The organism is Nocardioides sp. PD653-B2 (genome assembly GCF_002117935.1).
Lineage (GTDB): Bacteria > Actinomycetota > Actinomycetes > Propionibacteriales > Nocardioidaceae > Nocardioides.
The window spans coordinates 1-13795 of record NZ_BDJE01000047.1 but is presented as its reverse complement, the minus strand read 5'-3'; the positions used below and the strand labels follow the sequence as shown (position 1 = coordinate 13795).

The 13795-nt window shown below is 71.7% G+C and carries 11 protein-coding genes; 8 read left to right on the top strand and 3 right to left on the bottom strand.

Annotated features, from left to right (window positions below; translation table 11 throughout):
• The first annotated feature begins 15 nt into the window (after positions 1 to 15).
• Complete coding sequence (locus PD653B2_RS25165; RefSeq protein ID WP_165763548.1) at positions 16 to 159, top strand: hypothetical protein; 144 nt, start codon at positions 16 to 18, stop codon at positions 157 to 159.
• A 106-nt stretch (positions 160 to 265) separates the two neighbouring features.
• Here PD653B2_RS25165 and PD653B2_RS19400 read toward each other — a convergent pair whose 3' ends face one another.
• From PD653B2_RS19400 to hutH, 3 genes are all read right to left on the bottom strand, one after another.
• Complete coding sequence (locus PD653B2_RS19400) at positions 266 to 1276, bottom strand: M48 family metallopeptidase (protein ID WP_085874064.1); 1011 nt, start codon at positions 1274 to 1276, stop codon at positions 266 to 268.
• Positions 1277 to 1346: 70 nt separating this feature from the next.
• Complete coding sequence (gene hutU / locus PD653B2_RS19395; protein ID WP_085874063.1) at positions 1347 to 3011, bottom strand: urocanate hydratase; 1665 nt, start codon at positions 3009 to 3011, stop codon at positions 1347 to 1349.
• Positions 3008 to 4555: a histidine ammonia-lyase gene (gene hutH / locus PD653B2_RS19390; protein ID WP_085874062.1), complete on the bottom strand. Its 1548-nt coding sequence runs from the start codon at positions 4553 to 4555 to the stop codon at positions 3008 to 3010. Before hutH ends, hutU begins: the two co-directional genes overlap by 4 nt.
• A 202-nt stretch (positions 4556 to 4757) precedes the next feature.
• Between hutH and PD653B2_RS19385 the strand changes: the two genes are divergently transcribed.
• From PD653B2_RS19385 to PD653B2_RS19355, 7 genes are all read left to right on the top strand, one after another.
• Complete coding sequence (locus PD653B2_RS19385; protein WP_133059000.1) at positions 4758 to 6029, top strand: choice-of-anchor P family protein; 1272 nt, start codon at positions 4758 to 4760, stop codon at positions 6027 to 6029.
• A gap of 198 nt (positions 6030 to 6227) precedes the next feature.
• Positions 6228 to 7499 (top strand): choice-of-anchor P family protein, encoded by a 1272-nt coding sequence (locus tag PD653B2_RS19380; protein WP_133059001.1) that lies wholly within the window; start codon positions 6228 to 6230, stop codon positions 7497 to 7499.
• Between the two features lie 92 nt (positions 7500 to 7591).
• Positions 7592 to 8785 (top strand): MFS transporter, encoded by a 1194-nt coding sequence (locus PD653B2_RS19375; protein WP_085874059.1) that lies wholly within the window; start codon positions 7592 to 7594, stop codon positions 8783 to 8785.
• A 67-nt stretch (positions 8786 to 8852) separates the two neighbouring features.
• On the top strand, positions 8853 to 9233 hold the full coding sequence (locus PD653B2_RS19370) for a hypothetical protein (RefSeq protein ID WP_085874058.1): 381 nt from the start codon (positions 8853 to 8855) through the stop codon (positions 9231 to 9233).
• A gap of 26 nt (positions 9234 to 9259) precedes the next feature.
• A complete protein-coding gene (locus tag PD653B2_RS19365; protein ID WP_085874057.1) occupies positions 9260 to 10009 on the top strand; it encodes an IclR family transcriptional regulator in 750 nt (249 codons plus the stop codon).
• Between the two features lie 154 nt (positions 10010 to 10163).
• Complete coding sequence (locus PD653B2_RS19360; protein ID WP_085874056.1) at positions 10164 to 11081, top strand: EamA family transporter; 918 nt, start codon at positions 10164 to 10166, stop codon at positions 11079 to 11081.
• 104 nt (positions 11082 to 11185) lie between these two features.
• Positions 11186 to 13609: a hypothetical protein gene (locus tag PD653B2_RS19355; protein ID WP_085874055.1), complete on the top strand. Its 2424-nt coding sequence runs from the start codon at positions 11186 to 11188 to the stop codon at positions 13607 to 13609.
• Positions 13610 to 13795: the final 186 nt, after the last annotated feature.

Here is a 13795-nt window from a genome sequence, read left to right as displayed (position 1 = left end):
AGAGGAATAACAGACATGGTCGTTCTCGGATTGATCCTGCTCATCATCGGGCTGGTGGCTCACATCCCGATCCTGACCACGATCGGCGCCATCTTGCTGGTCGTCGGTCTGATCCTGAACTTCGTGCCCATCGGCGGCAGCAGCCGCCGGGTGTATTGACAGACACTCGGACCCCACGCATCACGACCCCGGAGCACTCACTCCGGGGTCGTCGTGCGTGTGGGTGACTCCGCGCAGGACGGCGTGCACCGTCTCGGCCGGACTCTCAGTCCTCGCCCCGGCGCAACGCGTCGTCCAGCCACAGCTTCACGCTGCCGAGCACACCCGCGACGTCGTGGACCATCTTGCCGATCGCGTCCTGGCTCTGCCTGAAGGTCTCGGAGTAGCTGCGCGCGGCAGCCTTGGCGGCCTCCGACACCGTGGCCTGGTCGTCGTCCTGGCGGCGGGGGTAGTCGCCCCCGAGGATCCGGGTGTAGTCACCCGAGTCGACCCACCGGCGCAGCTCGGTGGCGCGGACGACGAGGAACGGGTGCGAGCGGTTCTCGACCAACAGCATCTTGAGCACCGAGTCGCGCAGGTCGGCGTCGTCGTACTCCTGGCCCTGCGCGAAGAACGAGGTCGCGTCGAGGTCGTCGAGGTGGCCGCCGCTGGCGAGCTTCATGTGCACCCGGAACGCCGTCGCGGGGTCCTGGGTCGCGAGCAGCCCCGCACGGTCGGCCGAGAGCTCCGACTTGCGCGACCACTCGTAGAGGGCCGCCATGATCGCGCGGAAGCCGAGCCCGCCGATCGGCACCGAACTCAGCACCCCGCTGAGCTGGATCAGCCTCTGGAGCAGGGTCTGGTAGACCGCGTGCCCGCTCATCGCGTGGCCGAGCTCGTGGGCCACGACGAAGCGCAGCTCCTCCTCGTCCAGCAGGTCGACCAGGCCGGAGTTGAGGACGATGAAGGGCTTGTTCATGCCGATCGTCATCGCGGCGGGCACCGGGTTGGCGACGACGTACAGCTCGGGCAGCTCCGGGGCGTCCAGGGTGCGGCCGACCTCGCCGAGCAGGCGGTGCAGGCGTGGGAACTGCCGCTCGTCGGCGCGGATCGCCGAGCCCAGGAACACCAGGCGTACGGCGCGCTCGTTGAACAGCCCCGACATCGCCTTGAGCAGGGTGTCGAAGCCCTTGAGCTTGCGCAGCGCCACGAGGGCGCCCTGGTCGGCCGGGTGCTCCCAGGCGCGGGAGCTGATGTCGGTCAGGGTCGCCCGAGAGCGGGCCGGCTGCTGGGTCACACGACCACTCTGACACGACCTCGGGCGTCAGGGGCGGCCGTACTCCTCCGCCACGTGCTGCACAGCCGCCTCAGCCCTCGAGCATCGGCACGCGGACCCCTCGCTCGTGCGCGACCTCCGCCGCCTTCTCGTAGCCGGCGTCGACATGCCGGATGACGCCCATGCCCGGGTCGTTGGTGAGGACCCGCTCGATCTTCTGGGCGGCGAGCTCGGTGCCGTCGGCGACGCAGACCTGGCCGGCGTGCAGCGACCGGCCCATGCCGACGCCGCCGCCGTGGTGGAAGGACACCCAGCTCGCGCCCGAGGCCGTGTTGACCAGCGCGTTGAGGATCGCCCAGTCGGCGATGGCGTCGGAGCCGTCGAGCATCGCCTCGGTCTCGCGGTACGGCGAGGCGACCGACCCGCAGTCGAGGTGGTCGCGGCCGATCACGATCGGCGCCTTGAGCTCACCGGAGGCGACCATCTCGTTGAACTTGAGGCCGGCCAGGTGCCGCTCGCCGTACCCCAGCCAGCAGATCCGGGCCGGCAGGCCCTGGAAGGCGACCTTCTCACCGGCCATGGTGATCCATGTGCGCAGCCGCTCGTTGTCGGGGAAGAGCTCGAGGACCGCCCTGTCGGTCGCGGCGATGTCGGCCGGGTCGCCGGACAGCGCGGCCCAACGGAACGGGCCCTTGCCCTCGCAGAAGAGGGGACGGATGTAGGCCGGCACGAAGCCCGGGAACTCGAAGGCCCGGTCGTAGCCGCCCTTGCGGGCCTCGTCGCGGATCGAGTTGCCGTAGTCGAAGACCTCGGCGCCCTGGTCCTGGAACTCGACCATCGCGCGGACGTGCGCGGCCATCGAGGCCTGCGCCTCCTTCGTGAACCCGGCCGGGTCCGACGTACGGCGCGACTCCCACTCCTCGTACGGCACGCCCACCGGGAGGTAGAAGAGCGGGTCGTGCGCCGAGGTCTGGTCGGTGACGATGTCGATCGGGGCGTCGGACTCGAGCAGCTGCGGCAGCATCTCGGCGGCGTTGCCGAGCACGCCGATCGAGAGCGGACGTCGCTCGTCGCGCGCGGCGACGGCCAGCTCGACGGCGTGCTCGAGGGAGCCGGCCTGGACGTCGAGGTAGCGGTGGTCGATCCGGCGCTGGATGCGGCTCTGGTCGCACTCGATGCAGATCACGACGCCGGCGTTCATGGTGACCGCGAGCGGCTGCGCGCCGCCCATGCCGCCGAGCCCGGCGGTGACCGTGATCGTGCCGGCCAGCGTCCCGTCGAACCGCTTGTCGGCCACGGCCGCGAACGTCTCGAACGTGCCCTGCAGGATGCCCTGGGTGCCGATGTAGATCCACGAGCCCGCGGTCATCTGGCCGTACATCGTCAGCCCGAGGTCCTCGAGCCGGCGGAACTCCTCCCAGTTGGCCCAGTCGCCCACCAGGTTGGAGTTCGCGATCAGCACCCGCGGGGCCCAGGGGCTGGTCCGCATCACGCCGACCGGCTTGCCGGACTGCACGAGCATCGTCTCGTCGTCCTCCAGGGTGGTCAGCGTGCGCACCAGGGCGTCGTACGACTCCCAGTTGCGCGCGGCCTTGCCGGTGCCGCCGTAGACGACGAGGTCCTCGGGACGCTCGGCGTTCTCGGGGTCGAGGTTGTTCATCAGCATCCGCAGCGGCGCCTCGGTCTGCCACGACTTCGCGGTCAGCTCGGTGCCGCGCGCGGCATGGATCGGCAGGCGGGGGTTGGTGGTGGTCATGCGAGTTCTCCGATCACGGCTTCGACGGACTTCAGGACGGCACCCGACGCGACCAGCGCGACGGTGGCCTCGATCTCGGGCGAGAGGTAGCGGTCGGGGCCGGGGCCCTCGATCCCGGACGAGCGCAGCAGGTCGACGACCGCGCCGGTGGCCGGCGACGGCTCGAGCGGGCGCCGGAGGTCCAGCGCCCGGGCGGCGGTGAGCACCTCGATCGCGACGACCCGGGTGAGGCCGTCGACGGAGCGGCGCAGCTTGCGCGCGGCCGACCAGCCCATGGAGACGTGGTCCTCCTGCATGGCGCTCGACGGGATCGAGTCGACCGACGCGGGGACGGCGAGGCGCTTCATCTCCGAGACGATCGCGGCCTGCGTGTACTGCGCGATCATGTGGCCGCTGTCCACGCCCGGGTCGTCGGCGAGGAACGGCGGGAGCCCGTGGCTGCGGGACTTGTCGAGGAAGCGGTCGGTGCGCCGCTCGCTGATCGACGCGACGTCGGCGGCGACGATCGCGAGGAAGTCGAGCACGTAGGCGACCGGGGCCCCGTGGAAGTTGCCGTTGGACTCGACCCGGCCCTCCTCCGCGAGCACGACCGGGTTGTCGACCGCGGAGGCGAGCTCGCGGCCGGCCACCGTCGCGGCGTGCTCCACCGTGTCGCGGGCGGCGCCGTGCACCTGCGGCGAGCAGCGCAGGGAGTAGGCGTCCTGGACCCGGTTGCAGTCGGGCCCGCGGTGCGAGGCGACGACGCCCGAGTCCGCCAGGACCGCGGTCAGGTTGGCGGCGGAGAGGGCCTGGCCGGGGTGCGGCCGGATCGTCTGCAGCTCGGGGGCGAAGACGCGGTCGGTGGCCAGCTGCCCCTCGACGGACATGGCGGCGGCGATGTCCGCGGTCTTCAGCAGCATCCGCAGGTCGGTGATCGCCATGACCAGCATGCCGAGCATGCCGTCGGTGCCGTTGATCAGCGCGAGGCCTTCCTTGGCGGCGAGCTCGACCGGCTCCAGCCCCGCGGCCGCGAGTGCCTCCGCAGCCGGCATCAGCGTGCCGGCGGCGTCGCGGACCTCCCCCTCGCCCATCAGCGCGAGCGCACAGTGCGCGAGCGGGGCCAGGTCGCCGGAGCAGCCGAGCGAGCCGTACTCGCGTACGACCGGGGTGATCCCGTGCTCCAGCAGGGCCGCGAGCAGGGTCGCGGTCTCGGCGCGGATCCCGGTGTGACCGGTCGCCAGGGTCGACAGGCGCAGCAGCATCAGCCCCCGGACCACCTCGCGCTCGACCTCGGGCCCGGAGCCCGCGGCGTGCGACCGCACCAGCGAGCGCTGGAGCTGGGCTCGCATCTCGGTCGGGATGTGTCGGGTCGCGAGCGCGCCGAACCCGGTCGAGATCCCGTACGACGGGGTGGTCGCCGCAGCGAGCTCGTCGACGACGTCGCGGGCCCGGGCGATCGCGGCGAGCGCGTCGTCCGTCAGCGTGACCGGCGCCCCGTGCCTGGCCACCGCCACGAGCTCGTCGAAGGACACCGCACCGACTCCGACACCGACCGACTGACTCATGCCTCGATCCTTCCGCCGGCGCCCGCAGCCGACCAGACCTCGCGACCCGCGACCGTCTGGGATCCGAGACTGCGGCCCCCCAACATCACGTTCCGGTTACGCCATGTTTACGGAGGGTGGCCGACGGAAAACACGGGTCCACATCACCACCCGTCTCGCGGAGGGCGAGACGGCAGCGCTCTACAGAATCGGGATGTGGAACATGCGACAGATCAGCACCCAAGGTCTCGTCCTCGGCGCGGTGGGCGCCCTGGCCGGGACCCTTCTCACCGCCGGTGCCGCGACGGCGTCGGGCGCGACCTCGGACGCTCGCGCCAGGTCGCCGCACAACGTCGACTTCGCGCTCAAGGCCTCCGGCTTCGGGACCAAGGTGGAGGGGCGACAGCTCCCGGCGGGATCGGCTCCGACGGCGTTCATGGCCGTCGGGTGCGCCACCCGGGCGGGCATCGACAAGGAGAACCACGAGGCCGCGGTGCAGGTCCCCGGCCTCGGCAAGGTCTCCGCCGTCAAGACCCGGCTCTGGACCCGTGAGGTCGGCGGCGTCGTCTCGTCGTACGCCCAGAACACCATCGGGAAGGTCGTCATCGCGCAGAGCAGCCTGGGGCGTGTCGAGCTCTCGGCCGTGACCGCCTACGCGCGCTCCTTCCATGACAAGAAGGGTTTCCACGCCGAGACGAGGACCGATCTCGGCAGCCTCCGGTTCGTCCCCGCCAGCGGCGCGCCGCAGCAGCTCGCCCTGCCGGCTCCCGGCCGCCCCGTCGAGATCCCGGGCCTGGTCAAGATCACCGTCGGGGTCAACAAGAAGCGCGCCACCAGCGACGGCGCCCTGGCCAAGGCCAACGCGCTGGTCGTCAACAAGCTGGCGACCGGGAGCAAGGTCACCGTCGGCCAGGCGAAGGCGCAGGTCCTCACGGGCGTCAAGCACGGCACCTTCCACGGGTTCTCGGCCGGCACCGAGGCCCGCGGACTGGACGGCAACCTCACCAGTGGTCGCACCCCGCTCGCACTGATGCCCTGCCAGGGCACGGACGGCAAGGTGACCGGCAAGAAGCTGGCGAGCGTCAACCTGGGCGGCGCCGTCGCCGTCTCCGCCGTGGAGGCCACCCACATGGCCGTGCAGCGTCCCGGCAAGAGCACCGGGTGGGAGCGAGGTGCCGTGGCAGGCATCGACATCGGTGACGGCCGGCTCGCGGTGGACGCGATCGTCGGCAAGGTGAGCGTCACCCGCGACGGAGGCAAGGTCACCAAGAGCTTCCGGGGCTCGACCGTCGGACGCGTCACGGCCAACGGCGAGCGCCTGGAGTTCCCCGACACCGGTGTCATCGAGGTGCCCGGCGTCGCCAGGATCGAACGGTTCGTCAAGGACACCTTCAAGAACGGCGCCTCGATCGTCGCGCTCCGCGTCACGCTCCTCGACGGGTCCGGTGCGGTGGTCGACCTGGGTCAGGCCCGGCTGGCGATCCGCGCACACTGACCGACCCCTTCGGCGGGCCGCGCGGTGTCGTACCGCGCGGTCCGCCTCGGTCTGGCATCCGAGACTTGTCCCAGAACGACATAACGCGACCGCAGTGCTTCCCGTTTACCGGGTAGGAGCCAAGGAAACAACACTCCTAGCAAGGATCGTTTTGCAGGGGAGGACGATCTCCAACTCGGACAGATCGGGATGTGCACTATGCGACGCCTTACTTCGACCACCCTGGCCCTCGTGGCCGTGGGCACGCTCTCCGGCACGTTGCTGGCAGCGGGCCCCTCGACCGGAGCGGCCGCTGACCAGCGCGCAGCTGCCAAGCCTCACTACGTGGACTTCGCCCTCAAGGCGTCGGGCTACGGCTCGGCCACCACCGGCGGCCAGGTCCCGACGGACTCCGGCCAGACGGCGTTCATGGCCGTCGGCTGTGCCACCAAGGTGGGCATCGACAAGGAGAACCACGAGGCCGAGTCGACGGCCCCGGGCCTGGGCAAGGCCACGGACGTCAAGACCGAGCTGTGGACCCGCGAGGTCAACGGCGTCGTGTCGACGTACGCGCAGAACACCACCAACAAGCTGGTGATCGCCCAGAGCGGCGCCGGCAGCATCCAGATCAAGGCCATCACCGCCTGGGCCCACTCCTTCCACGACCAGAAGGGCTTCCACGCCGAGACGAGGACCGATGTCGGCAGCATCCAGTTCGTCCCGCCGGGCGGCGGCGCGCCGCAGCAGATGGACATCCCGACCCCGGGCAACCCCCTCGAGATCCCCGGCCTCGCGACGATCACCGTCGGCCGGTCCAAGAAGCACGTCGACGCCGACGGCGCCCAGGCCCAGGCCAACGCGCTGATCATCACGAAGACCGCGTCGGGCACCAAGTCGAAGGTCGGCCAGGCGAAGGCCCAGGTCCTCAACGGCGTCACGCACGGCACCTTCCACGGCTACTCGGCCGGCAGCTCGTCGTTGAGCGCCAACGGCAACGTCAGCAACGGGCGCACCCCGCTCTCGCTGATGCCGTGCCAGAGCACCGACGGCCAGGTGACGACCAAGAAGATCCAGCACAGCGACCTCGGCGGGGGCGTGATCGCCTCGGACCTGCAGTCCCAGCAGTTCGCCGAGGACCGCGCCAACAAGAGCGTGGCCTGGGAGCGCGGCTCGGTCTCCCACCTGACCTTCGGCGGCGACCAGCTCGACGTCGACGGCGTCATCGGCAAGGCCAAGGCCATCCGCCAGGGCGGCAAGGTCACCAAGACCATCAAGGGTTCGACGGTCGGCACGATCACCTCGGACGGCGAGGAGCAGCAGTTCCCCGACACCGACATGTTCACCATCCCCGGTGTGGCCAAGCTGGAGCGGTTCATCACCGAGAGGACCCGCAACGGCATCTCGGTGATCGCCCTGCGGATCACGCTGCTCGACGGCAGCGGCTCGGTCATCGACCTGGGCCAGGCCAAGATCGCGATCCGCGCACACTGACACACCCGCAGGAGCGGCGTGACGGGTTTGTCACAGGCCACCCTGCAAGACACGGCGTCGTACGTCGTGCCGCTCGGCGTTGACTGGGGTCCATGACCCTGACCGCCGAGCAGCACGACGTCGGCGCCGTGCGTCGTTGGTCGATGCTCGGCGCCAGCACGCTGGCCCAGGCGGCGGCCGCGGTGATGATGCACGGGCCGGCGTTCCTGATCCCGGCCCTGCACGACCGCGAGGGCATGAACCTCGCCCAGGCCGGCCTCGTGGCCGCCTGTCCCACGATCGGCGTGATGCTCACGCTCGTGGCCTGGGGCGCCGTCACCGATCGCCAGGGCGAGCGGTTCGTCCTGCTCACCGGGCTCAGCACCACGGTGGTCTTCGGCCTGGCCGCGGCCCTGAGCGGTGGCATCGTCCTGCTCGCCATCACCCTCTTCTTCGCCGGCGCCGCGGCGGCGAGCACCAACGCCGCGAGCGGCCGGGTCGTCGTGGGCTGGTTCCCACCCGAGCGACGCGGCCTCGCGATGGGCATCCGCCAGATGGCCCAACCGGTCGGCGTCGGTGTCGCGGCGATCTCGATCGCCGTCGTCGCCGACACGTCCGGAGTCCACGCCGCCTTGTGGGTGCCGACGATCGCGTGCGCCCTCGCAGTCGTCGTGGTGGCCGCGGTCGTCATCGACCCGCCCCGCCCCGAGCCCCGGGACGGCGTCGCGGCGAACCCCTACCGCGAGGACTCCTACCTCGCCCGCATCCACGGCGTCTCGGTGCTGCTGGTCGTGCCGCAGTTCCTGGTGTGGAGCTTCGCCCTCGTCTGGCTGGTCCAGGACCGCGGCTGGGAGCCGGCCGCTGCCGGTGGCGTGGTCGCCATCGCCCAGGTGGCGGGCGCCCTGGGGCGGATCGCCGCCGGCCACCTCTCCGACGTCGTGGGCTCGCGGATGCGCCCCCTGCGGTGGGTCGCGCTCGCCGCCGCGGCGACGATGGCACTGCTGGGCCTGACCGCGGCCCTCGACCTCGGGGTGGCCGTCCTGCTCGTCGTGGTGGCCACCCTGGTGACGGTCGCCGACAACGGCCTTGCGTTCACCGCCGTCGCCGAACGGGCCGGCCCGTTCTGGTCCGGCCGGGCACTCGGCGTGCAGAACACCGCCCAGTTCCTGACCGCCTCCGCCGTCCCCCCGCTGGCCGGCCTGGCGGTGGCCCACGCCGGGTACGCCGCGGCCTTCGCGATCGGCGCGCTCTTCCCGGTCCTGGCGGCGCCGCTGGTCCCCGTGCGCGAGGAGCGCGAGCTCAGCTAGGCCCTCCTGAGGGTTCGACGCGGTATTTCCGGGTACGGACTCTCGAAGACATCCCAGGGAGGGACCCATGGACACCACCGCGATCATCGTTCTCGTCATCGCCATCGTCGTCGTCATCGCCATCGTGGCCGCCGTCGCGGTCGCGGCGAGCAAGCGACGCACCGAGCAGCGCCGCCAGCAGGCCGGCGAGCTGCGCACGCTCGCCGACGCCCAGCTCGGCGCCGTCGACGTGTCGGCCCAGGACGCCGCCGCTGCCGAGGCACGGGCGGAGGTCGCGCGGGCCGAGGCCGCACGGGCCGAGCAGCAGGCAGCCGAGGCCCGGCAGACCCTGGACGTCGACGAGGCGCGCCGCGAGGACGCGCTGCGCGAGGCCGACGCCGTCGACCCGGACGTCGACCACCGCTCCGACGGCTACCGTCCCGGGGCCGCCGGCAGCCGGGACGCCTGACCCCCGCCGCTCAGTAGGCTCCGGGCATGAGCCAGGTGCCCGCAGCCACACGCGCGCTGCGGGTGCTGCGCTTCCTGGCGGGCCAGCCGGACCCGGTGCCGCTCGACCGGATCATGCGCGCGTGCGACCTGCCGCGCAGCACGACGTACCACCTCCTCAACGCGATGATCGAGGAGGGCTTCGTGGTGCACCTGGTCGACGACCACCGGTACGGCCTGGGGCTCGCGGCCTTCGAGCTCGGCAGTGGCTACGCCCGCCAGGAGCCGCTCCAGCGGATCGCGCGACGCCCGCTGGCGGACCTGGTCGACCGCGTCGGGCAGTCCGCACACCTCGCGATCCTGCACGGCCGGGAGGTGCTCTACGTGATCGAGGAGCGCGCACCGGGGCGGCCGCCGCTGGTCACCGACGTCGGGGTCCGGCTGCCGGCACACCTCACGGCCAGCGGCCGGGCGGTGCTCGCGCTGCTGCCCGCCAACCACGTGCGCGCCCTCTACCCCGGCCCGGCCGAGTTCGTCGACCGGCACGGTGTCGGGCCGCGGTCGCTGAGCGCGCTGCGCACCGTCCTCTCCGACACCCGGCAGCGCGGTTACGCCGTCGAGGACGGCGAGATCACGCCGGGCCTGTCGAGCATCGCCGTCGCCGTGGTCGACCACAACCAGCACCCCGTCGCCGCGGTCGCCGTCACCTACCCCGACACCGACGCCACCGCGGGGTTGAGCGACGCCGTGGCCGCCACCGCCGCCGCGCTCACCCGCCGCATCGGCGGCGCCGCCTAGCAACCTGCTCGACCAAGGAGGTCCCGATCCGCCACGATGGCCCCGTGACACCTCTCGTGACGCAGCTCGGCATCCTGCCGCCTCCGGTCGCCTGACCGGAGCCGCCTCGGCGTGCTCCCACGCCACCCGTCGGAACCGATGCCAGGAGCACGTCATGTCACACACCACGCGGGCCCACGTCGGCCTGCTCCAGATCTCGCTCGCCGGTGTCCTGTGGGGCACCGGCGGCCTCGCCGTCCAGGTGATCCGCGACGTCACCCCGATGTCCGTCCTCACCATCAGCGCCTACCGGATGCTCATCGCGGCGGTCGTCCTGATCGCGATCCTGCTGGCGCTGCGCCAGCTGGGCGGCGTCGTCGCCCTCCTGCGCCGCCGTCCCCTGCACGTGGTCGCCGTCGGGGTCAGCACCGCGTCCTACCAGGCGCTCTACTTCGCCTCGGTCGTGATGGTCGGGGTGACGGTCGCGACGGTGGTCAGCCTGGGCCTGGCGCCGGTGCTGCTCACCATCGCGGAGAGCGTGCACCGCCGCGTGCTGCCGCGCCCGGGCGAGCTGGCCGTGCTGGGCGCCGCGCTGGCGGGTCTGCTGCTGGTCAGCGCGTCCGCGGGGACGGCGGGCGGCGGGCCGCACCCGGTCCTCGGCGTGCTCGCGGCGCTCGGCTCCGGCACGGCGTACGCGGCGACGACCCTGCTCGGGCGACCGCTCGCCCAGTCGACCGGGCCCCTCACCCTGACGACCGCGACCACCTCGGTCGGGGCGATCGCGCTGGTGCCGTTCGCACTGGTCGCCGGCCCGGCAGGCAGCTCGCTCGGTGACCCGCTCGTGCTCGGCACGCTCGTCTACCTCGGCGTGCTGACGATGGCGCTCGCCTACGGCCTGCTGTACGCCGGCCTGCGCACCACGCCCGGCAGCTCGGCGGTGATCGCCACCCTGCTGGAGCCGGTGACGGCTGCGGTCCTGGCCGCGGTGTTCCTCGGCGAGCGGCTCGGTGTCGCCGGCGTGGTCGGCACCTGCCTGATCCTGGCCGCGGTCGCCGGGCTGGGTCGCCGCGAGCCCGCCGTACCTCCGGCCTAGGCCGGGCACCGCCGGGCGATTGGGCGCGGCGGGGAGCGGGAAGACCATGACCCGGGTCCGCCCCGCTCGTTGGACGCCTACGAGGACGCGAAGGAGTCACCACGGTGAGAGACAAGAGTGCGGTCCGGCGCCTGACCTGGGCCCTGGTCGTGGGTGTCACGGTCCTGGCGACGGCCATCTCCCTGGGCGGCGCGGCCGGCCTGCGGCAGGGCAGCCTGAACGCCCGCTACGCCTTCGCGCAGAACGCCCTCGGCAACCTCAGCCAGGACAAGAACGCCCTCTCCCGGGCCGGAGACCTCGGCGAGGACACCCAGGACCCGACCACCGCGGCCGAGAAGGCCGCGAGCGCGGCGTACGTCGCCAGCGAGCGGGCCCTCCCCGACCCGAAGCTCACCACCGCTCCGCTCACCGGTCCGCGGCTGAGGCACCCGCAGAACCGCTACGCGCTCGCCAACGGCTGCTACACGCTCACCCCCGGCGGCGAGGCCTTCTACTTCAAGCCGACCGACCTCGGCAGGTATCTGATCTACGACACCGACCGGGCGTTCGTGACCGCCGGCGGCGAGCGCGCCGACACCCCGAGCGCCGACACGGTGTGGAGGATCGCCCCGCTCGCCCACGGCCGCTACGCGTTCACCAACGCGACCGGCGGGCTCTCCTTCGACGGCGCGACCCGCTTCCGACCGACCCGCACCACCGGCTGCGCGGCCTACCCGGAGTCCCAGATCGACATCTCCGGCGACCCGCACGCCGGCATCACGCCCTACCAGGAGGTGCGCGGCTACGTCGACGCCCACACCCACGGCATGGCGTTCGAGTTCCTGGGCGGCGACGCCCACTGCGGCAAGCCGTGGGACCAGTACGGCGCGCCGTACGCCCTCGTCGACTGCCCCGACCACTCCACGACCGGCGGGTACGGCGGCGTGCTCGAGTCGGTGCTGTCCGGCGAGCCGCACCACGACCCGATCGGCTGGCCCACGTTCAAGGACTGGCCGGCCCCCAACTCGCTGACGCACGAGGGCACCTACTACCGGTGGCTCGAGCGGTCCTGGCGCGGCGGGCAGCGGATCTTCGTGAACCTGCTCGTCGAGAACAACCAGCTCTGCCAGCTCTACCCGATCAAGCACAACTCCTGTGACGACATGGACTCGATCCGCCTGCAGGCGAAGGACATGTACCGGATGCAGGACTACATCGACGCCCAGTTCGGCGGACCCGGCAAGGGCTTCTACCGGATCGTGAAGAACCCGTTCCAGGCCCGCGCGGTGATCGACAGCGGCAAGATGGCCGTGATCATGGGCATCGAGACCAGCGTGCCCTTCGGCTGCACGTTCAAGGCGCTGCCCGGTGGCGACGTCCCCGCGGCGGCCTGCACGCCCGAGAACCTCGACCAGCAGCTGGACGCGGTCAAGAAGATGGGCGTGCGCCAGATGGAGCTCGTCAACAAGTTCGACAACGCGCTCTCCGGCATCGCCGGTGACAACGGCGAGGTGGGTGCCGCGGTCAACTCGGCGAACTTCCTGGAGACCGGCACCTACTGGGACATGCAGCACTGCGAGCCGGCCAACCCCGATGCGCACGACCACAACCAGATCGCGGCACCGGACATCTCGGCCGGGCAGCAGGACGCGCTCTTCGGGGCGATCGCGGAGCTCGCCGACCTGCCTGCCGCGCCGGTCTACCCGCCGCCCGACCACTGCAACAGCCGTGGCCTGACGACGCTGGGCGAGTACACGATCAAGGGCCTCGCCAAGCGGCACATGATCTTCGACCCGGACCACATGAGCGTGAAGGCCCGCCAGTCGTCGCTCGACCAGGTCGACGAGATGAACTACCCGGGCATCGTGTCCTCGCACTCGTGGTCGACGGCCGACGCCTACCCGCGGATCTACCAGGAGGGCGGCTTCATCACGCCGTACGCCGGCGACTCGACCGGCTTCGTCGAGAAGTGGAAGGCGCACGTCGGCTGGGCCGACAAGCACTACTACTGGGGCATCGGGTACGGCGCGGACATGAACGGGCTCGGCGCCCAGGGCGACCCCCGGGGAGCCGACGTCCCGAACCCGGTCACCTACCCCTTCACCGGTCTCGGCGGCGTGACCATCGGCCAGCAGCACGCCGGCGAGCGCGTCTACGACATCAACAAGGACGGCGTCGCCCAGTACGGCCTCTACCCGGACTGGATCGAGGACCTCACCAAGGTCGCCGACGCCGAGCACCGGGGCGACGGCGCGGCGATCCAGGACGACATGGCGCGCGGCGCCGAGGCCTACCTGCAGATGTGGGAGCGGGCCCAGGGCATCGCCCCGGACTCGTGCCGCAACCCCGGCCTCCGCAAGGGGGTCAAGAAGGTCGACGGGCTGATCCACCGCGGGATGAGCACGAGGGCCGTGATGAAGGCCGTCGGCCAGCCCTACGAGCGGCTCGGGACGACGTACCGGTTCTGCGCGAGGACGGCCGCCGACCCGAAGGTGATGATGACCGTGGACTTCTCGCAGAGCGGCCGGGTCGTCGGCCTGCGCGGCTGAAGTTACCCCTCGGTAGGATCCTTCTCACGCCGTGGCGGCACTGACGTGCCCCGCGGCTGCGCATAGGCTCGCGGACGCGCAGACCCACCGGCGCCCGTACGCGCACCAGATCACGAGGAGCCTCACTCCATGCAGATTGTCGCCATCGTCGTTTCGTTGGCCGTTGCGGTCGTTGGTATCGCGTTG